General features: G+C 62.4%; 19 protein-coding genes. 12 read left to right on the top strand and 7 right to left on the bottom strand.

Annotation, left to right across the window (positions count from 1 at the left end; translation table 11 throughout):
• Nucleotides 1–54 precede the first annotated feature (54 nt).
• Together BLT65_RS11235 and BLT65_RS11240 are read right to left on the bottom strand one after the other, a co-directional pair.
• Complete coding sequence (locus BLT65_RS11235) at nucleotides 55–597, bottom strand: single-stranded DNA-binding protein (RefSeq protein ID WP_091777769.1); 543 nt, start codon at nucleotides 595–597, stop codon at nucleotides 55–57.
• A 140-nt stretch (nucleotides 598–737) separates the two neighbouring features.
• A complete protein-coding gene (locus BLT65_RS11240; RefSeq protein WP_042306299.1) occupies nucleotides 738–1,925 on the bottom strand; it encodes an MFS transporter in 1,188 nt (395 codons plus the stop codon).
• Nucleotides 1,926–2,208: 283 nt separating this feature from the next.
• Here BLT65_RS11240 and uvrA point away from each other — a divergent pair, with 283 nt between their 5' ends.
• The 3 genes from uvrA (at nucleotide 2,209) to BLT65_RS11255 (ending at nucleotide 7,982) form a co-directional block, all read left to right on the top strand.
• Nucleotides 2,209–5,331, top strand: coding sequence for an excinuclease ABC subunit UvrA (uvrA, locus tag BLT65_RS11245; protein WP_091777771.1), 3,123 nt, complete (start codon nucleotides 2,209–2,211; stop codon nucleotides 5,329–5,331).
• A gap of 21 nt (nucleotides 5,332–5,352) precedes the next feature.
• On the top strand, nucleotides 5,353–6,438 hold the full coding sequence (locus tag BLT65_RS11250; protein WP_042306301.1) for an AI-2E family transporter: 1,086 nt from the start codon (nucleotides 5,353–5,355) through the stop codon (nucleotides 6,436–6,438).
• A 305-nt stretch (nucleotides 6,439–6,743) separates the two neighbouring features.
• Complete coding sequence (locus tag BLT65_RS11255; protein WP_091777773.1) at nucleotides 6,744–7,982, top strand: PepSY-associated TM helix domain-containing protein; 1,239 nt, start codon at nucleotides 6,744–6,746, stop codon at nucleotides 7,980–7,982.
• A 78-nt stretch (nucleotides 7,983–8,060) separates the two neighbouring features.
• Here the strand turns inward: BLT65_RS11255 and purU are convergent, their stop codons facing one another.
• The 5 genes from purU to BLT65_RS11280 all read right to left on the bottom strand — a co-directional run bounded on the left by purU (nucleotide 8,061) and on the right by BLT65_RS11280 (nucleotide 13,215).
• On the bottom strand, nucleotides 8,061–8,924 hold the full coding sequence (gene purU, locus BLT65_RS11260; protein ID WP_007743389.1) for a formyltetrahydrofolate deformylase: 864 nt from the start codon (nucleotides 8,922–8,924) through the stop codon (nucleotides 8,061–8,063).
• Nucleotides 8,925–8,984: 60 nt separating this feature from the next.
• Complete coding sequence (locus BLT65_RS11265; protein WP_091777775.1) at nucleotides 8,985–9,833, bottom strand: NUDIX hydrolase; 849 nt, start codon at nucleotides 9,831–9,833, stop codon at nucleotides 8,985–8,987.
• A gap of 38 nt (nucleotides 9,834–9,871) precedes the next feature.
• Nucleotides 9,872–10,486, bottom strand: a complete 615-nt coding sequence (locus BLT65_RS11270) for a LysE family translocator (protein ID WP_007579710.1) — start codon at nucleotides 10,484–10,486, stop codon at nucleotides 9,872–9,874.
• A 36-nt stretch (nucleotides 10,487–10,522) separates the two neighbouring features.
• Nucleotides 10,523–11,089: an adenine phosphoribosyltransferase gene (locus tag BLT65_RS11275; RefSeq protein WP_007579709.1), complete on the bottom strand. Its 567-nt coding sequence runs from the start codon at nucleotides 11,087–11,089 to the stop codon at nucleotides 10,523–10,525.
• A 122-nt stretch (nucleotides 11,090–11,211) separates the two neighbouring features.
• A complete protein-coding gene (locus tag BLT65_RS11280) occupies nucleotides 11,212–13,215 on the bottom strand; it encodes a monovalent cation:proton antiporter family protein (protein ID WP_042306362.1) in 2,004 nt (667 codons plus the stop codon).
• 148 nt (nucleotides 13,216–13,363) lie between these two features.
• On the opposite strand from BLT65_RS11280, the gene kdsD reads away from it, so the two are divergent.
• The 9 genes from kdsD (at nucleotide 13,364) to hprK (ending at nucleotide 21,298) form a co-directional block, all read left to right on the top strand.
• Nucleotides 13,364–14,347: an arabinose 5-phosphate isomerase KdsD gene (gene kdsD / locus BLT65_RS11285; protein WP_007579707.1), complete on the top strand. Its 984-nt coding sequence runs from the start codon at nucleotides 13,364–13,366 to the stop codon at nucleotides 14,345–14,347.
• Entirely contained in the window at nucleotides 14,347–14,907 is a 561-nt protein-coding gene (locus BLT65_RS11290) for a KdsC family phosphatase (RefSeq protein WP_091777777.1), read from the top strand. Before kdsD ends, BLT65_RS11290 begins: the two co-directional genes overlap by 1 nt.
• Nucleotides 14,904–15,509, top strand: a complete 606-nt coding sequence (gene lptC, locus BLT65_RS11295) for an LPS export ABC transporter periplasmic protein LptC (protein WP_091777779.1) — start codon at nucleotides 14,904–14,906, stop codon at nucleotides 15,507–15,509. Before BLT65_RS11290 ends, lptC begins: the two co-directional genes overlap by 4 nt.
• Nucleotides 15,510–15,530: 21 nt before the next feature.
• A complete protein-coding gene (gene lptA / locus BLT65_RS11300) occupies nucleotides 15,531–16,208 on the top strand; it encodes a lipopolysaccharide transport periplasmic protein LptA (RefSeq protein WP_091777781.1) in 678 nt (225 codons plus the stop codon).
• Nucleotides 16,205–16,987: an LPS export ABC transporter ATP-binding protein gene (gene lptB / locus BLT65_RS11305; protein ID WP_091777784.1), complete on the top strand. Its 783-nt coding sequence runs from the start codon at nucleotides 16,205–16,207 to the stop codon at nucleotides 16,985–16,987. Before lptA ends, lptB begins: the two co-directional genes overlap by 4 nt.
• A 240-nt stretch (nucleotides 16,988–17,227) precedes the next feature.
• On the top strand, nucleotides 17,228–18,748 hold the full coding sequence (locus BLT65_RS11310; RefSeq protein ID WP_091777786.1) for an RNA polymerase factor sigma-54: 1,521 nt from the start codon (nucleotides 17,228–17,230) through the stop codon (nucleotides 18,746–18,748).
• 175 nt (nucleotides 18,749–18,923) lie between these two features.
• On the top strand, nucleotides 18,924–19,283 hold the full coding sequence (hpf, locus tag BLT65_RS11315; RefSeq protein WP_007579701.1) for a ribosome hibernation-promoting factor, HPF/YfiA family: 360 nt from the start codon (nucleotides 18,924–18,926) through the stop codon (nucleotides 19,281–19,283).
• Nucleotides 19,284–19,583: 300 nt separating this feature from the next.
• Entirely contained in the window at nucleotides 19,584–20,099 is a 516-nt protein-coding gene (locus BLT65_RS11320) for a PTS sugar transporter subunit IIA (protein WP_035538101.1), read from the top strand.
• 230 nt (nucleotides 20,100–20,329) lie between these two features.
• A complete protein-coding gene (gene hprK / locus BLT65_RS11325; protein ID WP_007579699.1) occupies nucleotides 20,330–21,298 on the top strand; it encodes an HPr(Ser) kinase/phosphatase in 969 nt (322 codons plus the stop codon).
• Nucleotides 21,299–21,317: the final 19 nt, after the last annotated feature.

The raw sequence follows: 21,317 nt of genomic DNA on the forward strand, positions 1-21,317 counted from the left end.
TCGATGGCGGGGTGTTTTTGTGTTCGTTCGTCGACGCTTGCGGTCTGGGACGGCTTAGAACGGAATATCGTCATCCATCTCATCGAACCCGCCGCCGGCCGGCGCGCTCGGACGGCTCTGACCGCCGCCACCGCCGCCCGACGCACGGCCACCACCACCGCCGCCACCGCCCGACATGCGGCCACCACCGCCACCGCCGCGCTCCATCGATTCGCCGCGGCTATAGCCGCCGTCATCGCCACCACCGGCGCCGCCCGCGCCACCACGGCCACCGAGCATCTGCATCTGTTCAGCGACGATTTCTGTCGAGTAGCGGTCAGTGCCGTCCTGCGCCTGATACTTGCGCGTGCGGATGCGGCCTTCGATATACACCGCGGAGCCCTTCTTCAGGTATTCCGACACAATTTCAGCAAGACGTCCGAAAAACGAAATGCGGTGCCATTCCGTCATTTCCTTGAATTCGCCCGACTGCTTGTCCTTGTAGCGATCGGTCGTGGCAAGGCGAATGTTCGCCACTGCGTCGCCGCTCGGCAGATAACGGACTTCCGGATCGGCACCCAGATTGCCGACGAGAATGACCTTGTTCACGGATGCCATGAGTTTCTCCTGTTGATTCCGTTGCAGGCGACGCGGCGCCGATGGCGCTTCGCGCCCCAGCCGCCTGTGTCAGTGAACGGAAAGCGCGCCGCTGCGCCCCGATTGACCGCCGCCTTGTAAATTCGTGCCGTAAAAAAGCTTTATGCCTTGCGTGGCGGCTGTTTCATGCTGGCCGCGATTATAAGCCAGCAAGCGACAAGCCCTGAGCATGCAAAAAACACGGCGCTCTGTCCATCAACTTTCAAGAGCCAGCCGCCGATCACGCCGCCCATTGCAAGGCCGATCGACTGCGTGGTGTTGTAGACGCCGGCGGCCGCGCCCTTGCGGGTGCCCGGCGCCAGCTTCGACACCAGCGAAGGCTGCGAAGCCTCGAGAATATTGAAGCCGAGAAAGTAGACGAACAGAATCGCTGCCACAGTCAGAATGGTATGCGGTGCGATGCCGAGAAGTAACTGTCCGATCAGGATAAGACCAATCGCACCCAGTAGCACCGGCTTCATCTTGCCGCGCTTTTCGGCGGCGATGATCGCCGGGACCATCATCACGAACGCGAGGCCCATCACGGGCAGGTAAATCTTCCAGTGCGACGAAACGGGCAGGCCGCCCGCTTCCAGAATGCGCGGCACCACGAGAAACAGCGCCGTCTGCGTCGCGTGCAGCACCAGCACGCCGAAGTTCAGACGCAGCAGTTCCTTGTTGTGCAGGACTTCGTGGAACGGCGCGGGCACATGCACGGGCTTCGGCGCATCGGGCACGATCCACAGCACGACGCCGATCGCGAGAATCGAGAAAATGCCGACCAGCGTGAACAGGCCGCTCATGCCGAGGTAGTGGAACACGATCGGCGCGCCGACGATCGCCACCGCAAACGACACGCCGATCGAGCCGCCCACCATCGCCATCGCCTTGGTGCGATGCTCTTCCGCCGTCAGATCCGCGATGAACGCGATCACCGCCGACGACACCGCGCCCATCCCCTGAATCACGCGGCCGACGATGATCCATGTCATATCGTGCGCGAACGCGGCAACGAAGCTGCCGAGCGCGAAGATCAGCAGACCCATCGCGATGACCGGCTTGCGGCCGATCATGTCGGAAACCCAGCCGTAGAAGATGTACAGCAGCGATTGCGTCACGCCATACGCGCCAAGCGCAATGCCGACCAGCAACACGTTGTCGCCGCCCGGAATCGTCTTCGCGTAGATCGAGAAGACGGGCATGATCATGAAGAGACCCAGCATGCGCAGCGCGAAGATCGCGGCAAGCGACACGGTCGCGCGCAACTCGGGCGCGCTCATGCGTGTGGAGGTGGCGGACGGATTGGACATCGGGAACGATTATTGAATGAACGGACAGCGAACGCGCGGTAGCCCGCATGCACGACGCACGCGCAGCCTCCGACGCTGACCGAGCTTACAACGGGTGCCTGGTGCCTTGCAGAAGGCAGAAATCGCCCTTACCTACGAGCCATTCCCCGCAACGCTGAACCGCGAAAAAACGACGCTTTCGTCTTTGTCAGCACGCCGTTTGCGCACTGTCAGGAAGCCGTAACGGCGGTCTGGAAAAGTCGTTATAGTAGCAGGTTTAGCCTTCTCCTCTTCCCGCCGGTTCATGGAACAAATCCGTATCCGTGGGGCTCGGACCCACAACCTGAAGAACGTCAATCTCGACTTGCCGCGTCACAAGCTGGTCGTGATTACCGGCTTGTCCGGCTCGGGCAAATCGTCGCTCGCCTTCGACACGCTCTATGCCGAAGGCCAGCGCCGCTATGTGGAGAGCCTGTCCGCGTACGCCCGGCAATTCCTGCAATTGATGGAAAAGCCGGACGTCGATCTGATCGAGGGTCTGTCGCCCGCCATTTCGATCGAGCAGAAAGCGACCTCGCACAACCCGCGCTCGACAGTCGGCACCGTCACCGAAATCCACGACTACCTGCGACTTCTTTACGCACGTGTCGGCACGCCGTATTGCCCGGACCACGAAATTCCGCTGGAGGCGCAAAGCGTCTCGCAGATGGTGGATGCCGCGCTCGCGCTGCCCGAAGACACGAGGCTGATGATCCTCGCGCCCGTCGTCGCGAACCGCAAGGGCGAGCACACCGAGCTGTTCGAAGACATGCAGGCGCAAGGCTTCATCCGTTTTCGCGTGCGCTCGGGCGGCGGTACGGCGAACGAAGGCGTCGCGAAGATCTACGAAGTGGAGTCGCTGCCGCAGCTGAAAAAGAACGACAAGCACACGATCGACGTCGTCGTCGACCGTCTGAAGGTGCGCGCCGACGCGAAGCAGCGTCTGGCCGAATCGTTCGAAACCGCGCTGCGTCTCGCTGACGGCCGCGCGATTGCGCTCGAAATGGACACTGACAAAGAGCATCTGTTCAGCTCGAAGTTCGCGTGTCCGATCTGCTCGTATTCGCTGCAGGAACTGGAGCCGCGCCTCTTTTCGTTCAACAATCCGATGGGCGCGTGCCCGGAGTGTGACGGCCTCGGCCAGATCACGTTCTTCGATCCGAAGCGCGTGGTCGCGCATCCGTCGCTGTCGCTTGCGGCGGGCGCGGTGAAGGGCTGGGACCGGCGCAACCAGTTTTACTTCCAGATGCTGCAAAGCCTTGCGGCGTTCTTCGAATTCGACATCGACACCGCGTTCGAAGATCTGCCGGAAAAGGTGCGCCAAATCCTGCTGTACGGCTCGGGCAAGCAGACAGTGCCGTTCTCGTACATCAACGAGCGCGGCCGCACGTCTGTGCGCGAGCATGTGTTCGAAGGGATCATTCCGAATCTGGAACGGCGTTATCGCGAGACCGACTCGGTCGCGGTGCGCGAGGAACTGGCGAAGTATCAGAACAACCAGGCGTGTCCGTCGTGCGAAGGCACGCGTTTGCGCCGCGAAGCCCGCTTCGTGCGCATCGGCACGGACGGCGACGCGCGCGGCATCTTCGAAGTGAGCGGCTGGCCGCTGCGCGACACGCTCGGCTATTTCCAGACGCTGCGGCTCGAAGGCTCGAAGCGCGAAATCGCCGACAAGGTCGTCAAGGAAATCGTTGCGCGTCTGATGTTCCTGAATAACGTCGGGCTCGATTACCTGTCGCTGGAACGCAGCGCCGAAACGCTGTCGGGCGGCGAGGCGCAGCGCATCCGTCTCGCGTCGCAGATCGGCTCGGGGTTGACGGGCGTGATGTACGTGCTCGATGAGCCGTCGATCGGCCTGCATCAGCGCGACAACGACCGCCTCATTTCGACGCTCAAGCATCTGCGCGATCTCGGCAACTCGGTGATCGTCGTCGAGCACGACGAAGACATGATCCGTATGGCCGACTACGTCGTCGATATGGGGCCGGGCGCGGGCGAGCATGGCGGCATGGTGATCGCCGAAGGCACGCCTGACGAAGTTCAGGCGGACCCGGCGTCGATGACGGGCCAGTATCTCGCGGGCGCGCGCCGCATCGAATTCCCCGATGACCGCAAGGCGCCCGACGAGCGCCATCTGCGCATCATCGAGGCATACGGCAACAACCTGCGACACGTGACGCTCGATCTGCCCGTCGGTCTTCTGACCTGCGTAACGGGCGTGTCGGGTTCGGGCAAGTCGACGCTGATCAACGACACGCTGTATCACGCGGTCGCGCAGCACCTGTATGGGTCATCGGCCGAGCCGTCGCCGTTCGAGGCGATCGAAGGGCTCGAGCATTTCGACAAGGTCATCAACGTCGACCAGTCGCCGATCGGCCGCACGCCGCGCTCGAATCCCGCCACGTACACGGGCCTCTTCACGCCGATCCGCGAGCTGTTCGCGGGTGTGCCCGCCGCGAAGGAACGCGGCTACGATCCGGGCCGCTTCTCGTTCAACGTGAAGGGCGGGCGCTGCGAATCGTGCCAGGGCGACGGCGTGCTGAAGGTCGAAATGCACTTCCTGCCGGACGTGTACGTGCCGTGCGACGTGTGTCACGGCAAGCGCTACAACCGCGAAACGCTCGATATCCAGTACAAGAGCAAGAACATCAGCGAAGTGCTGGAGATGACGGTCGAGCACGCATACGACTTTTTCAAGGCGGTGCCCGTCGTCGCGCGCAAGCTGAAAACGTTGCTGGACGTGGGTCTCGGCTATATCCGTCTTGGCCAGTCGGCAACCACGTTGTCGGGTGGCGAGGCGCAGCGCGTGAAGCTTTCGCTGGAACTGAGCAAGCGCGATACGGGTCGCACACTGTATATCCTCGACGAGCCGACCACGGGTTTGCACTTCCACGATATCGCGCTGTTGCTCGAAGTGATCCATCGGTTGCGCGATCAAGGAAATACCGTGGTCATCATCGAGCATAATCTCGATGTGATAAAAACTGCCGACTGGGTCATCGATCTCGGCCCCGAAGGCGGTGCCGGCGGCGGTCAGATCATCGCGCAAGGCACGCCGGAGCAGATTGCGAAGTCGAAGGCAAGTTTTACCGGGCGGTATCTCGCGCCGCTGTTACAGCGCGACAAGGCGGCAGACGAAGCGGCAGCAGGCGCGGACTATGCGAAGCAGGTGGACAGCGAAGAATCTGACGAGGAAGCGGAGGCAACTGTCATCGAAGGCGCTGCAGAATCGGCGAAACCGGCCGTAAAACCGGCAAGGTCGAAAAAGGCCGTTGCCGCAGATGCGCCGAAACCGGCATCGAAATCGACAGCGAAACCAGCGGCAGGAACAGCAAGAGCAACGGGCAAGGCACCGGCGAAGGCCGGCAAGCCGAGCGTCAAAACCTGAGGTTGGAGACTATACAAAGCCATGGCCAAGCGTAATCCGGCCCGTGATGACGGGCAGGTGCAGGATCTGCGCCCTCGCCCGGTCAGGCTGACCAGCGACATGAGCCTGCCGAAACTGTCTGCGGTCGAAGTCGGCAGCTACATCGTCGCGCTCCTCGCGATGTGGGCGGTGCTCGAACTCAAGCTGCTGGGCGCGCTGCTCGCCGGCATGCTCGTGTTCCAGCTCGTCCATACGCTAGCGCCGCGCATCGAAAAACACATGTCGAGCGGGCGCGCGCGCTGGCTCTCGGTGGTGATTCTCTCCGCAGTGATAGTCGGCGCGCTGACGGGCTTCACTGTCGCCGTCATCGACCACTTCGAGAAGGACGTGCCCAGCGTGCAGAAGCTGCTCGATCAGGCAATGTCGCTGATCGATCAGGCGCGCGGCCGTCTGCCGCAATTCGTCGCGCAGAACCTGCCCGTTTCCACCGAGCAGATGAAGGAAAAAGCCACCGTGCTGATGCAGACGCATGCGAGCACGCTGTCGCAAGGTGGCAAGAACGCAGCCCGCATCTTCACGCATGTGCTGATCGGCATGATCATCGGTGCGATTATCGCGGTCGGCGCGACCCGGCATATACAGCGGCTGCCTCTGTCCACAGCGTTCATCACGCGCGTCAGCCGTTTCGCCGATGCGTTCCGCCGCATCGTGTTCGCGCAGGTGAAGATCTCGGCGATCAACACGGTGTTTACGGGCATTTTCCTGTTGCTGCTGTTGCCGCTCTTTCACGCGCCGCTGCCGATGGCGAAGACGCTTGTCATGATCACGTTCATCGTTGGCCTGCTGCCCGTGATCGGCAATCTGATCTCGAATACGCTGATCGTGGCTGTGGCGCTCTCGGTGAGCTTTCCGGCTGCCGTGACGGCGCTGATCTTCCTGATCCTGATCCACAAGCTCGAGTATTTCCTGAACGCGCGCATCATCGGCGGGCAGATCGAGGCGCGCGCGTGGGAACTGCTGATCGCGATGCTCGTGATGGAAGCCGCGTTCGGCATTCCGGGCGTGATTGCCGCGCCAATCTTCTATGCGTACATCAAGCGCGAACTGATCTATTTACGGCTCGTTTAACGCGACGAACGGCGTGTACGCGAACACAAAAGGCGACCTGAGGTCGCCTTTTTCATATCCGCGACGCGACGATAGCGCCTTGAAAACGTAACCGCGACATTTTGCCGCACCCCGAATGATTTAGATTGCGGCACCGCGCCGAATGCCGCTTCGCACAGAAATAGACGTCTTCCGTTCTTACGAAACTCTTGCGGCATCCTCATTCGCCCCATAAGATGCGAATCGTTCTTATTCGCAAGGCATCACGCCGTCATGTCCGCCATTTTTCCACCGCCCACGGCCGTCGCCTTTGACGGGATCTGCGCATGAGACCCGTGCTCGTGCGTTTGCATCGCTGGTTCGGCATCGGCATCGCGCTGTTTCTGTTCGTCGCGGGACTGACGGGTGCGCTGATCGCGTGGGATCACGAACTCGACGCGATGCTCAATCCCACCTTCTTCTATGCGCGCAGCGACGCGCAGCCGCTGCCGTCGCTGGAACTCGCGCGCCGTGTCGAAGCAGGCGATCCGCGCCTTCAGGTGACCTATCTGCCGCTATCCGTCGAACCGGGGCACGCGTTGCAGATGATGGTGCTGCCGCGCGTCGATCCGAAAACGAACCAGCCGTACTCGCTCGACTTCAACCAGATCGCCGTCGATCCCGCGACGGGCGCAATTCAGAGCCGCCGTGAATGGGGCGCGCTGTCTGTCGCGCGGCTGAATCTGATGCCGTTCATCTACAAGCTGCACTACACGCTGTTCCTGCCGTTCACGGGGGGCATCGACATCGGTACGTGGCTGATGGGTATCGTCGGGATAGTGTGGATTTTCGATAGCGTGATCGCGCTCGTGCTGTCGTTCCCGAGCGTGAAGGCGTGGAAGAAGTCGTTCGCGTTTCGTGTGCGGCGCGGCGGCTACGCGCTCACATTCGACTTGCATCGCTCGGGCGGTGTCTGGATCTGGGGATTGCTGCTGATGATGGCGGTAACATCGGTGTCGATGAACCTGTCGACGCCTGTCGTGCAGCCCGTCGTCAAGTTCTTCTCGACGCTCACGCCGACGCCGTTCACCGATGCGTCGTTGCTGCCCAACGCGAAGCCGAACGAAGCACCGATCGCGCGCGAAGCGATCCTGAAGCAAGCGATCCAGGCGCGCGCGGACAAGCACATCGAAGCGCCGCCGGGCGCGATCTACTACGCGCCGATGTTCCATGTGTACGGCATCGGCTATTTCGGCGCCGGCGACGATCACGGCGACGGCGGTCTCGGCAACGCGTGGACGTACTGGAACGCGCAGAATGGCCAGCCGCTAGGCGCGCAGATTCCCGGCAAGGGAACAGCAGGCGACCTCTTCATGCAGGCGCAATTCCCGCTGCATTCGGGGCGCATTCTCGGCGTCGGCGGGCGAATCCTGATCAGCTGTGTCGGCGTGATGGTCGCCGTGCTGAGCGCAACCGGTCTCTTGATCTGGCTGAAGAAGCTGAACGCGCGCCGCCAGGCATCGACCGCACGCAAGACAAAGACGCGCGTCGTTCAGACGCAGACGGAAAGCGCGGCTTCGCGCTAACGCATCACCCGTTTCGTCAAATAAAAAACCGGCGCTGCCGATCACGACACGCGCCGGTTTCAAACAAAACAAAACGAATCAGCGGAACACGACCGTCTTGCTGCCGTTCAGCACGATACGGTGCTCGACGTGCCACTTCACCGCGCGCGCCAGCGTCACGCATTCGACGTCGCGGCCAATCGCCGTCAATTGATCCGGCGTCATGCTGTGATCGACGCGCTCCACTTCCTGTTCGATGATCGGGCCTTCGTCGAGATCCGTCGTCACGTAGTGCGCGGTCGCGCCGATCAGCTTCACGCCGCGATCGAACGCCTGGTAATACGGCTTCGCGCCCTTGAAGCTCGGCAAGAACGAGTGATGGATGTTGATCGCGCGCCCGGCCAGCCGCTCGCACAGTTCCGGCGACAGAATCTGCATATAACGCGCGAGCACCACGAGGTCCGCCTTGCACTCGTCGATCACTTCGAGCACACGTGCTTCCTGCTGCGCCTTCGCGTCCTTCGACGTCAGCGGGAAGTGATGGAACGGAATGTCGTAGCTTGCGGCGAGCTGATAGAACTCCTTGTGATTCGAAATGATCGCCGGAATCTCGATGTTCAGTTGCCCCGTGCGATAGCGGAACAGCAGATCGTTCAGACAGTGGCCGATCTTCGACACCATGAGCACGACGCGCGGCTTTTCGTTCGCATCATGCAGCTCCCAACGCATGCCGAACTGCTCGGCGAGCGTCGTGAACGCAGTGCGTAGCGCGTCGAGACCCGGATCGCCGCCCACCTGCTGGAAGTGGACGCGCATGAAAAATTCACCCGTGTGGCTGTCGCCGAATTGCGCGGAGTCGAGGATGTTGCTGCCGCGCTCGAACAGAAAACCCGACACGGCGTGAACGATGCCGGGCCGATCGGCGCACGACAGTTTGAGAATAAAGCTGTGTTCGGTCGACATGACCTCGGTGACTCCCTTCTTCAGTGCGTGTTTCGTGGTGTGTCTTGCCGCGTCTCGTCGTCAGCCGAGAACAGGCGGTGCGAATAGCGCTTCGATGCCTTCGCATGCATCTTCGTCGATCCAGCGGCGGCGCAACAGGCAATCGAGCGTCGCGAGGCTTGCGTCGACTGTCATCGCGCCTTCTTCGATCGCCTGCGCAACATCTTCGATGCGCGCCAGCCGATGCTCGCCGACTTCGCCGTCCTGATTGCGCGGCGCAAAGTCTTCAGGCAACGCGAGGTCGTAGATGAAAATCTGCTCGGCCTGCGTGCCTTCGGGCAACGACTGCAGCACATGCGCGGTGCGTCCGGCGACAGCGCGCGCGGCGATCTCTTCCGGAATGCCCGCTTCCTCCCAGCACTCCTTGACGATCGTCTCTGCAAGACTGAAGCCCCAGCCGATCCCGCCGGCGACGACATTGTCGAGCATGCCGGGATCGGTTGCCTTGGTGTCGCTGCGGCGCGCGATCCACAGCTGCGGCGCGCGATCCGCATATTCTACGACGCCGTTCAGATGCACCGCGTACGTCATCGTGCCGAAAAAGCGCGATGCCGCACGCTCGATATAAGCGAGCGGCGGCGCATCGAATGCATTGCGGATCGCATAGGTTTCGTCCCGCCAACCGGGAATGCAGCCCTCGGCGGCAAGCGCGCCGATCACGGAACCAAGCGCCGCGCTGCGCAGATCGACGGTGCTGAACCGCGGCGAAAGCGTGACCTGCTGCGCGTCGATATCGAACACGTCGGGCCAACGCTGGAGCAACGGCACATCGCTTGCACGAACCCAACCGACGCGCTCGCCGTCGATCACAAACGGAACATGCAAGGCGGGATCGAAACGGCGTGCGGCGACGATGCAAGGCAAAGACATGAAAACTCCAGACAGCGTGATGGATGAAGCGCGATAAATCAGTCGCGCAACGCGACGCGAATGCCGATTGCGATAAACGTCGCGCCCGCGAGCCGGTCGAGCCACACGCCCGCGCGCGGCCGGCGCTTGAGCCATCCGCCGATCATGCCCGCGCACACGCCGAACAGCGAGAACACAACGACCGTTTGCAACATGAACAGCACGCCCAGTTCGAGCATCTGCAACGTGACGCTCTGCGCGCCATGCGGATCGACGAATTGCGGCAGGAACACGACGAAGAACAACGTCACCTTCGGATTGAGCATGTTGCCGATCACGCTCTGACGGAAGATCGACGCGAGCGGTTGCGGCGGACGCTCGTGCGCCGTCGCGAGACCCTTGCTGCGCAGGGCCTTGATGCCGATCCAGATCAGATACGCCGCGCCCGCGAGCTTGAGGACCTCGAACGCAACGGGCGACGAACGCAGCACGGCCGCGATGCCGAGCGCGGCAAGCGTCGTGTGAAACGAAATGCCGGCCGCGAAACCGAGCGCCGCGACGAAGCCCGCCGCGCGTCCCTGCGAAATGCCGCGCGCGAGAACCTGCAGATTGTCGGGACCGGGCGCGAACGTGATCGCTATCGACGTCGCGAGGAACAGCAGGAAGTTGGGCATCGCGCTTACGCTCCGTTCAAAGAATGTTCAAAGCAATCAATGGCCGCCGAACGTCGTGACGGTGAAAAGCGGCAGGCCCGCTTCGCGCAGCAGCTTCGAGCCGCCGAGATCGGGCAGATCGACGATTGCCGCGCCTTCGATCACCGTCGCCCCGAGACGCTCGAGCAGCTTCTTGCCCGCCATCATCGTGCCTCCCGTCGCGATCAGATCGTCGACGATCACGACGCGGTCGCCGGGCTTGCAGGCGTCCTCGTGAATCTCGACAGTCGCCGTGCCGTATTCGAGTTCGTACGATTCCGACACCGTCTTGTACGGCAGCTTGCCGATCTTGCGGATCGGGATGAAACCGAGGTTCAGCTCGTACGCGAGAATCGGCCCGATGATGAAGCCGCGCGCATCGAGCCCCGCGACATAGTCGAGCTTCTGGTCGATATAGCGCTGCACGAACAGATCGATCAGCACGCGCAGCGTCTTCGGCTTTTGCAGAAGCGGCGTGATGTCGCGGAACTGCACGCCGGGCTGCGGCCAGTCGGACACCGTGCGGATCTGGCTGTTGATGTAATCGGCCGGATCGAAAGGCTGATTCGCAGGCGCGTTGGACATGATGACTCCAGACGGGTCCGTGAAGACCCAGATATTTCCAGTGAATTGCGTGAATGCAGCGCGCGTTCGTCAAACGTGGGGAACGGCGCTGCGTGATCTACGGTGATGAATGACAGCAAGCGTCAGGCCGCCGCCGCGCCCGCGCGCCGATGCTTCGACAGACGTTCTTCCGCTTCGGACAGCGCTTCGGGCAGGCCGCGCAGCACGACGATGTCGCTGGCGCGCAGCTTGGTCGACGGATCGGGCTCGACGCCGCGAATGCCGTGCCGGCGAATCGCCGTGACTTCGACGCCGAGATCGAACAGCCCGAGCTCTTCGAGCGTGCGCCCGACGGCATCCGCCTTTTCGTCGACGGGCACCGATTGTAGCCGCACCTGCTCGTGACCGTCGTCGTCCTCGACGTCGTCAGCGCCGTGGAAGTAGCCGCGCAACAGACTATAGCGCTCGTCGCGAAGCTCCTCGACACGCCGCACGACGCGCCGCATCGGAACACCCATCACGACTAGCGTGTGCGACGCAAGCATCAGGCTGCCTTCGACGATCTCCGGAATCACTTCCGTCGCGCCCGCGGCGAGCAGTTTTTCGAGGTCGGAGTCATCGACGGTGCGCACGATCACGGGCAGCGTCGGTTCCAGTTCATGGATGTTGTGCAGCACGCGCAGCGCGGACGGCGTGTTCGCATAGGTGATCGCAACAGTCGCCGCGCGATGGATACCCGCCGCGAGCAACGACTCGCGCCGCCCGGCGTCGCCGAACACGACTGATTCCCCAGCCGCTGCTGCAGCGGCGACGCGGTCTGGATCGAGGTCCAGTGCGACATACGAGAGCCCTTCGTGCTCCAGCATGCGCGCGAGGTTCTGCCCGGCGCGGCCGTAGCCGCAAATGATCACGTGGCCGCTCTGCTTCAGGCTCTGCGTCGCGATACGCGTCATCTGCAACGATTGCATCATCCATTCCGTCGATGACACGCGCAGCACGAGACGATCCGCGTTCTGGATCATGAACGGCGCGGCAAGCATCGACAGCAGCATCGCAGCGAGAATCGCCTGCAACAGCGTCGCGTCGACCAGATGTTTATCGAGAATCAGATTGAGCAGCACGAAACCGAATTCGCCCGCCTGCGCGAGCCCGATGCCCGTGCGCATCGCCACGCCCGGCGTCGCGCCGAAGAGGCGCGCGAGGCCCGTGATCATCACCGCTTTCAGCAGCACCGGGCCGATCAGGAACGCGAGCACGATCAACGGATGCTGCCAGATCACCATCGGATTCAGCAGCATGCCCGTCGTCACGAAGAAGAGACCGAGCAGCACGTCGCGAAACGGCTTGATGTCCTCTTCCACCTGATGCCGGTAAGGCGTCTCGGCGATCAGCATGCCCGCGATGAACGCGCCGAGCGCGAGCGACAGGCCGAATTTATCGGTGATGAACGCGGCGCCGAGCGTCACCAGCAGCAGGTTCAGAATGAACAGTTCCTGCGAGCGCCGCCGTGCGACCACGTTGAACCAGCGCGTCATGAACTTCTGACCGACGATTAACAGCAGCGCCAGTGCGATCACGATCTTGATCGACGCGATGCCGAGTGCCGCCATCAAGTCTTCCGACTTGCCGCCGAGCGCCGCGATGATGATCAATAGCGGCACCACGGCCAGATCCTGGAACAGCAGCACGCCGAAGATGTTGCGGCCATGCTCGGTTTCGATTTCGAGCCGCTCCGCGAGCATCTTGCTGACAATCGCCGTCGACGACATCGCGAGCGCGCCGCCCAGCGCGACGCTCGCCTGCCACGAGATATGCACCCAGCGCTCCAGCACGAAGCCGAGCGACACCGCGACGGCAATCGTACCGAGCACCTGCAACAAGCCGAGCCCGAAAACGAGCCGGCGCATCGAGCGCAATTTCGCCAGCGAGAACTCCAGCCCGATCGAGAACATCAGGAACACGACGCCGAATTCGGCGAGGTTCTGCGCGCCGACCGAATCCGGAACGATGCCGAGCGCGTGCGGCCCCACCACGATCCCGACGGACAGATAGCCGAGCATCGGCGGCAGGTTCAGATAGCGGAACACGACGACGCCCACCACTGAAGCCAGCAGCAGGAACAGCGTCATTTCGAGCGGGGAAATCATCGGCAAAAGCGCATGGAAAAGAGCATCCTGGTTCGTCGGCGGAGCCACGCGCAAACGCCCGCGCAGCAAGGTTCAGGGGCCCGTGAAGGCAATGTCCGGAAAGGTCGTTCCCGGCGCGGCGAACAAGCGCCTTTGCTATACTCTCCGGATGATAGCGAAAATCAATGGCGACCGGGCACTTGCGCTCGCTCGCGACGTGCTGGACATCGAAGCGGACGCCGTGCGCTCCCTTCGCGATCATCTCGATGACGCGTTCCTCGAAGCAATCGACTTCATTCTCGGCTGCCGTGGGCGTGTGGTCGTCTCCGGCATCGGCAAATCTGGTCATATCGCGCGCAAGCTCGCAGCGACGCTCGCGAGCACGGGCACGCCCGCGTTTTTCGTGCATCCCGCGGAAGCCAGCCACGGCGACCTCGGCATGGTGACGGCCGACGACGTATTCATCGGCATGTCGAATTCCGGTGAATCGGAAGAACTGGTTGCGATCCTGCCGCTCGTCAAGCGCCTCGGCGCGAAGATGATCGCGATGACGGGCCGCCCCGGTTCGAGCCTCGCCAGGATCGCCGACGTGCATCTATATTGCGGCGTCGAAAAGGAAGCGTGTCCGATGAATCTCGCGCCGACGGCCAGCACCACGGCCGCGCTCGCACTCGGCGACGCGCTCGCGGTCGCCGTGCTCGAAGCGCGCGGCTTCGGTGCCGACGATTTCGCGCGCTCGCATCCCGGCGGCGCGCTTGGCCGGCGTCTGCTCACTTATGTGCGCGACGTGATGCGCACGGGCGACCAGGTGCCGAAGGTTCTTTCGGACGCGACCGTCCGCGACGCGCTGTTCCAGCTTACGGCCAAACGCATGGGCATGACGGCCATCGTCGATGAAAACGAGCGGGTCAAGGGCATCTTCACCGATGGCGACCTGCGCCGCGTGCTCGAGCGCGACGGCGATTTCCGCGCACTGTCGATCGATTCCGTGATGACACACGGCCCGCGCACGATCGGTCCCGACCGGCTCGCTGTCGAAGCCGTGGAACTGATGGAGCGCCACCGGATCAATCAGATGCTAGTCGTCGATGAAGCAGGCAAGCTGATCGGCGCGCTCAACATGCACGATCTGTTTTCGAAGAAGGTGATCTGATGGCCCCCGCCCTGACCGCAGCCGAACGCGCAAGCCGCGTGAAGCTGATGATATTCGACGTCGATGGCGTCCTCACCGACGGCAGCCTGCTGTTTACGGCCGAAGGCGACACGATGAAGGCGTTCAACTCGATGGACGGTCACGGCGCCAAGCTGCTGCGCGAGGCAGGCATCGACACGGCGATCATCACGGGGCGCAAGTCGGGCATCGTCGAGAAGCGCGCAGAGAATCTGCGCATCACGCATGTGTATCAGGGCGTCGAGCACAAGCTCGCGGCATTTGAGCAACTGCTGAAGGAAACGGGCCGCACACCCGAAGAATGCGGCTACATGGGCGACGACTGGGTCGATCTCGCCGTGATGCTGAAAGTCGGCTTCGCGGCCGCACCGGCAAACTCGCATCCCGAAGTGATCGCCCGTGCGCATTGGGTCAGCGAAGCGCGCGGCGGCCATGGCGCGGTGCGTGAAGTGTGCGACGCGCTGTTGCGCGCGCAAGGGCGCTATGACGCGCTGCTCGCAGCCGCATGCAGCGGCGCGGTGCAGCGGGGCCTCGTCGGATGAACCAGTTTCGCTGGACCTCGCTGATCCCGCTTGTCGCGATGGCGGCGCTCGCCGGCATCACATACTGGCTGCTGCAAGCTACGCTGCCGCGCCAGGACGAAGGCGTGGTCAGGCCGAAACAGCACACGCCCGACTATTTCGCGGACAACTTTTCGATTTCCGAACTCGATCAGTCAGGCGCAACGCAATACCGGCTCACCGCGTCGAAGCTCATCCACTATGAAGACGACGAAGTGAGCAACCTGACGATGCCCGCGATCCGCGCATTCCAGCCTGCCAAACCCGTCGTCACGGCAACGGGCGACCGCGGCACGGTGAACGGCGACGCGTCGATCGTCGATCTGTACGACAACGCGCGCATCGTGCGCGACGCGGGTTTCGGCGACCCGAGAATGCAGGCTGATTCTTCGCATTTCCGCGTGCTCGTGAACGACGATGTCATCGAGACGGAAAAGCCGGTTAAACTTCAGCGCGGCCAGTCGATCATGACGGCCAGCGGTATGAACTACAACAATGTCACCCGGGTCATCCAGCTATTCGGCAACGTGCGTGGCGCCATCGCCCCCGTCGACTCCGGCAGTTCCCAGAAGCAACCCGGGTAAATCCAATTCCAGCGTGACTGCATGAACGAATCGTTCCCCCGTTTTGAGTCCGGCCGCATGCGCGCGTATCGCACGAGCCGCGCCGGGCTTGCGGCACTGTTGATCGCCTTGCCGCTTGCCGGTTTTGCGCCGCTTGCGCACGCCGAACGTGCCGACAAGGACAAACCGCTCAATATCGAAGCGGACAACATGACGTATGACGACCTCAAGCAGGTCAACATCTTCACCGGCCACGTGGTCGCGACCAAAGGCACGATCGTGATCAAGGCGGACCGCGTCGAAGTGACGCAGGACCCGCAGGGCTATCAATATGCAACGGGCACGTCGACGGGCAAGAACCTCGCGTACTTCCGCCAGAAGCGCGACGGCGTCGATGAATACATCGACGGCGATGCCGAACGCATCGACTACGACGGCAAACAGGACCTCACCACGCTGACGACGCGCGCAACCGTGCGCCGCCTGCAAGGCCTGAACACGATCATGGACGAAGTACACGGCAGCGTCATCACGTACGACGGCCAGAACGACTTCTACACGGCGAAGGCAGGCAAGGACGTCGCTGGTCCAGGCAATCCGAACGGCCGTGTGCGCGCAATGCTGTCGCCGCGCAATGGCGGCGCCCAGCCGATCAGCGGGCCGTCGGCGACGCTGCAACCGACCAACCAATTCCAGGGACAAGGAACGACGAAGCCGTGAGCGCCCCCGCCCTTCCCCATCGAAAGCCGGCAGGCACCAGCAGTTCGCTCGTCGTCCGCAATCTGAAGAAGCGCTATGGCTCGCGCACGGTCGTCAAGGACGTCTCGCTCGACGTGAAGAGCGGCGAAGTGGTCGGCCTGCTGGGCCCGAACGGCGCCGGCAAGACGACGTCGTTCTACATGATCGTCGGCCTCGTGCCGCTCGATGCCGGCGAGATCGATCTCGACGGCAAGTCGATCAGCCTTCTGCCCATCCACAAGCGCGCGTCGCTCGGCCTGTCGTATCTGCCGCAGGAAGCGTCCGTGTTCCGCAAGCTCTCCGTCGAGGAAAACATCCGCGCCGTGCTGGAGCTGCAGTTCGGCGAGGACGGCAAGCGTCTGTCGAAAGACGCGATCGCGTCGCGCACGGAAGCGTTGCTCGACGAACTGCAGATCGCGCACTTGCGGGAGAACCCCGCGCTGTCGCTGTCGGGCGGCGAGCGCCGCCGCGTTGAGATCGCGCGCGCCCTCGCCACCAATCCGAGCTTCATTCTGCTCGACGAACCGTTCGCGGGCGTCGACCCCATCGCGGTGCTGGAAATCCAGAAGATCGTGAAGTTCCTGAAGCAGCGCAACATCGGCGTGCTCATCACCGATCACAACGTCCGCGAGACACTCGGGATCTGCGATCACGCATATATCATCAGCGACGGCAGCGTGCTCGCGGCCGGCGCGCCCGGCGACATCATTGAAAACGAGAACGTGCGCCGCGTCTATCTGGGCGAACACTTCCGCATGTAATACGCGCACGCGGCTCGTGGACGCCGCGTGCAGCGCCCTCCCGGCCTGATCCCAGGCCGTTTCAAAACACGGGTTCAGTAATTTTGACGGGCTACGCTGGAGTGTTGCCGCGCGCGGTATCGCTCGGGTATCGCTCGCGTAATCGGCCGTCCGCGCCAAAATCTGGGGCACACGCGTTTTTGCGGGTGTCGCAAGGTATCGCGGTCGTGGCAAACTCTCTACAATGAATCACACATTGCCATGAAAGCCAGCCTCCAACTCCGCCTGTCGCAGCATCTTGCGCTGACACCACAACTGCAACAGTCCATCCGACTGCTGCAGCTGTCTACGCTTGAACTGCAGCAGGAAGTGTCGATGGCGATCTCCCAGAATCCGCTGCTCGAAACGGAAGACGACTGGATCGCCAGTCCGTTGCGCGTCGCCGCCGACGGCACGGTCATCTCGCAGACGTCGCAGAACACCTCGCCGGAAGGGATGTCGAGTTCGCCGCCGTCCTCGTCGTCGTCCACTTCCTCCGGCGAAAGCCAGGAGAACGGCGAACCCCAGGGCGTCGACGAATACAACGGCATGGGTTCGGACTCGAACTCGGATGCCAACCAGTGGAATCTCGACGACTACGGCCGTTCGGGCAACGCATCGGACGACGACGATCTGCCGCCGCTGCAAATCCACGAATCGACCACGACGCTGCGCGATCACTTGACTGCTCAACTTCGTGTCACGGGAGCAAGCGCACGCGACCGCGCGCTCATCACGTTCCTGATCGAATCACTCGACGACGACGGCTATCTGACTGCCACCTTCGACGAAATCCTCACCGATCTCCCCGAAGAACTGGAAGTCGATACCGACGAACTCAACGCGGCCCTCGCCTTACTCCACAGCTTCGACCCAGCGGGTGTCGGCGCGCGTTCGGCGTCCGAATGCCTGCGTTTGCAGTTGTGCCGGCTCGATCCCTCGCCCACGCGCACGCTCGCGCTCGACATCGTCGCGCATCATCTGGAACTGCTCGCCGCGCGCGACTTCACGCGTCTGCGCAAATACCTGAAGGCAAGCGACGACGATCTGCGCGAAGCGCATGCGCTGATCCGCTCGCTGGAGCCATTCCCCGGCGCGGCCTACGGTAAGGCCGAAGCGGACTACGTCGTGCCCGACATCATGGTGCGCAAAACGGCACAGGGATGGCAGGCGGAACTGAATCCCGAAGTCGTGCCGAAACTGCGTATCAACCATCTGTACGCGAATATCCTGCGCAACAATCGCGGCGATCCGGGCAGTGGTTCGCTGCGGCAGCAACTGCAGGAAGCGCGTTGGCTGATCAAGAATATCCAGCAGCGGTTCGAGACGATCCTGCGTGTCGCACAGGCAATTGTGGAGCGTCAAAAGAACTTTTTCGCCCACGGCGAAATTGCCATGCGCCCCTTGGTTTTGCGGGAAATAGCTGATACGCTGGGTTTACACGAGTCGACGGTCTCACGTGTGACAACCGGCAAGTACATGCTCACCCCATTCGGGACGCTTGAATTTAAGTACTTCTTCGGATCGCACGTATCCACCGACACGGGGGGCGCGGCCTCTTCAACGGCCATTCGCGCACTCATCAAGCAACTGATAGGAGCGGAAGACACCAAATCTCCTCTTTCAGACAGCCGCATTGCCGAACTGCTGGCGGAACAGGGTTTCGTCGTCGCTCGCCGTACCGTTGCGAAATACCGCGAAGCACTGAAGATCCCGGCAGTCAATCTGCGCAAGTCTCTTTAGCCCGCTACGTCCTGTGGCGGGTATTTTCCGGCCGCGCCGCTGTTTGGCGGAGCAGGCTGGCCGATGCGACCTGCCAGCAGCCTGTCAAACGGGGGACGGCGTGGCAGATCGAGGGAATCGACCGGCGCTCGCGCGATTCATGCGGACCAGGCGGCCACTAGCTTGGAGAAGCACTATGAATCTGAAGATCAGTGGACACCATCTCGATGTAACGCCAGCGTTGCGAGAATACGTGATCACCAAACTTGACAGGGTGCTAAGACATTTCGATCAGGTGATCGATGGCAGTGTGGTCCTCTCGGTCGACAACCACAAGGAAAAGGAAAAGAGGCAAAAGGTTGAAATCAACCTGCATCTGAAGGGTAAGGACATTTTTGTCGAAAGCTGTGATGGCGACCTGTACGCCGCGATTGACCTGATGATCGACAAGCTGGACCGGCAAGTCATTCGTCACAAGGATCGCCTGCAGGGTCATCAACATGACGCGATCAAGTATCAGCCACTGGCGGCACAACCCGAAGTGCCACCGCAATAAGCCAGTAGAGGCTTTTACTTAGCCCCGCGAACCGCCCGATATCGGGCGGTTTTTGTTTAGGCGCATGTTGCCTGCGGCGCGTGGTGTTTCATGTGCGTGGTTCGCAGTCCCGCACGATCCGCAGGGCACGCCAATTTTGAGTCATGGCGCGGCGCACCATCGGTAGCAACCCTGTTCTATAATAAATCGGTTACCTTCGGGGTCTTTGTCCAGCCCGAGCCCTGCACAAAGGGATCATTGCGGGTCTCAAGAGCAGGGTTCATCGCGCGTCGCTGGATTCGCCATGAGCAGCTGCGAGGCATGGAACGCTTTTCAATCGCCACAGCGAGGAGAATCCAGGCGACCTTTGCGCCTGTCAACATGAATCGTTTAGCCAAATATCTTCCCCTCGAAAACGTCGTCGTCGGTCTCGCGGTTACAAGCAAGAAGCGCGTATTCGAGCAAGCGGGCCTGATCTTCGAAAACCAGAACGGCATCGCCCGCAGCACAGTGACTGACAACCTGTTCGCGCGCGAGCGCCTCGGTTCAACGGGGCTCGGCGAAGGCGTCGCGATCCCGCACGGCCGCATCAAGGGCCTCAAGCAGCCGCTTGCCGCGTTCGTGCGCCTTGCCGATCCGATCCCGTTCGAATCGCCGGACGGCCAGCCCGTGTCGCTGCTCATCTTCCTGCTGGTCCCCGAACAGGCGACGCAGCAGCACCTTGAAATCCTGTCGGAGATCGCCCAACTGTTGTCGGATCGCGAAGCGCGCGAACGGTTGCACACAGAAGAGGACCGCGAGGCGTTGCATCGCCTGCTGACTCAGTGGCAACCTTGACGTATCGGCGGCATTTCGCGGCTGAAAACGTAGGAGCCACGGCGCCGGAGCACCGCGTTTGATTCGAGGCTTGCGGCGAAGTCCGGCAAGCCGGCGTCGCCGCAAGCCGAACATGTTCAATGCACGGCGTCGCAACACTGGCAACAGCCGGAGCGCAGCGAGCAGGTGGCGAACATTAGCAGCCCAGCAGCACCCTAGCGGCACACACGAGGTCAGGGAGTCAGGGATTCATGGATACGTCCAGCATCAACGCCCAAAGCATTTTCGACGACAACGCCGCCGCGCTGAAACTCAGCTGGCTGACGGGGCATGAGGGCTGGGAGCGCGGCTTCTCGGCGGAAACGGTTGCGACTGCAACGTCCAGCGCCGACCTCGTGGGCCACCTTAACCTGATCCACCCGAACCGGATCCAGGTGCTCGGCGAAGCCGAAACCAACTACTACCAGCGTCAATCCGACGAAGACCGCTCGCGCCACATGGCCGAGCTGATCGCGCTCGAGCCGCCGTTCCTGGTTGTCGCGGGCGGCGTCGCCGCGCCGCCGGAACTGGTCCTGCGCTGCACGCGCTCGTCGACGCCGCTCTTCACGACGCCAATGTCGCCCGCTGCCGTGATCGACAGCCTGCGCCTGTACATGTCGCGCATCCTTGCGCCGCGTGCAACGCTGCACGGCGTGTTTCTCGACATTCTCGGCATGGGCGTGCTGCTCACGGGCGACTCGGGCCTCGGCAAGAGCGAGCTTGGCCTTGAACTGATCTCGCGCGGCCACGGTCTGGTCGCCGACGACGCCGTCGACTTCGTGCGCCTCGGCCCGGATTTCGTCGAAGGACGCTGCCCGCCGCTGCTGCAGAATCTGCTTGAAGTGCGCGGCCTCGGCCTGCTCGACATCAAGACGATCTTCGGTGAAACGGCCGTGCGCCGGAAAATGAAGCTGAAGCTGATCGTCCAGCTGGTACGCCGGCCGGACGGCGAATTCCAGCGCCTGCCGCTCGAAAGCCAGACCGTCGACGTGCTCGGCCTGCCCATCAGCAAGGTCACGATCCAGGTGGCTGCCGGCCGAAACCTCGCCGTGCTGGTCGAGGCGGCCGTGCGCAACACGATCCTGCAACTGCGCGGCATCGACACGCTCCGCGACTTCATGGACCGCCAGCGCCTCGCCATGCAAGATCCTGACAGCCAGTTTCCTGGCAAGCTGATCTGACGCAATGCGCGCGAAGCCG

The sequence above is a fragment of the Paraburkholderia steynii genome (assembly GCF_900100565.1).
In the GTDB taxonomy this organism is placed as follows: domain Bacteria; phylum Pseudomonadota; class Gammaproteobacteria; order Burkholderiales; family Burkholderiaceae; genus Paraburkholderia; species Paraburkholderia terrae.

Bases quoted from the DNA above. Each gene is read 5' to 3' on its own strand.
- BLT65_RS11265 (WP_091777775.1), bottom strand. From the start codon at position 9,833: ATGTCTTTGCCTTGCATCGTCGCCGCACGCCGTTTCGATCCCGCCTTG.
- BLT65_RS11310 (WP_091777786.1), top strand. From the start codon at position 17,228: ATGAAAGCCAGCCTCCAACTCCGCCTGTCGCAGCATCTTGCGCTGACA.
- BLT65_RS11255 (WP_091777773.1), top strand. From the start codon at position 6,744: ATGAGACCCGTGCTCGTGCGTTTGCATCGCTGGTTCGGCATCGGCATC.
- BLT65_RS11235 (WP_091777769.1), bottom strand. From the start codon at position 597: ATGGCATCCGTGAACAAGGTCATTCTCGTCGGCAATCTGGGTGCCGAT.
- BLT65_RS11240 (WP_042306299.1), bottom strand. From the start codon at position 1,925: ATGTCCAATCCGTCCGCCACCTCCACACGCATGAGCGCGCCCGAGTTG.
- BLT65_RS11270 (WP_007579710.1), bottom strand. From the start codon at position 10,486: ATGCCCAACTTCCTGCTGTTCCTCGCGACGTCGATAGCGATCACGTTC.
- lptC (WP_091777779.1), top strand. From the start codon at position 14,904: ATGAACCAGTTTCGCTGGACCTCGCTGATCCCGCTTGTCGCGATGGCG.
- hprK (WP_007579699.1), top strand. From the start codon at position 20,330: ATGGATACGTCCAGCATCAACGCCCAAAGCATTTTCGACGACAACGCC.
- uvrA (WP_091777771.1), top strand. From the start codon at position 2,209: ATGGAACAAATCCGTATCCGTGGGGCTCGGACCCACAACCTGAAGAAC.
- BLT65_RS11280 (WP_042306362.1), bottom strand. From the start codon at position 13,215: ATGATTTCCCCGCTCGAAATGACGCTGTTCCTGCTGCTGGCTTCAGTG.
- hpf (WP_007579701.1), top strand. From the start codon at position 18,924: ATGAATCTGAAGATCAGTGGACACCATCTCGATGTAACGCCAGCGTTG.
- BLT65_RS11320 (WP_035538101.1), top strand. From the start codon at position 19,584: ATGGAACGCTTTTCAATCGCCACAGCGAGGAGAATCCAGGCGACCTTT.
- BLT65_RS11275 (WP_007579709.1), bottom strand. From the start codon at position 11,089: ATGTCCAACGCGCCTGCGAATCAGCCTTTCGATCCGGCCGATTACATC.
- BLT65_RS11290 (WP_091777777.1), top strand. From the start codon at position 14,347: ATGGCCCCCGCCCTGACCGCAGCCGAACGCGCAAGCCGCGTGAAGCTG.
- kdsD (WP_007579707.1), top strand. From the start codon at position 13,364: ATGATAGCGAAAATCAATGGCGACCGGGCACTTGCGCTCGCTCGCGAC.
- BLT65_RS11250 (WP_042306301.1), top strand. From the start codon at position 5,353: ATGGCCAAGCGTAATCCGGCCCGTGATGACGGGCAGGTGCAGGATCTG.
- lptA (WP_091777781.1), top strand. From the start codon at position 15,531: ATGAACGAATCGTTCCCCCGTTTTGAGTCCGGCCGCATGCGCGCGTAT.
- purU (WP_007743389.1), bottom strand. From the start codon at position 8,924: ATGTCGACCGAACACAGCTTTATTCTCAAACTGTCGTGCGCCGATCGG.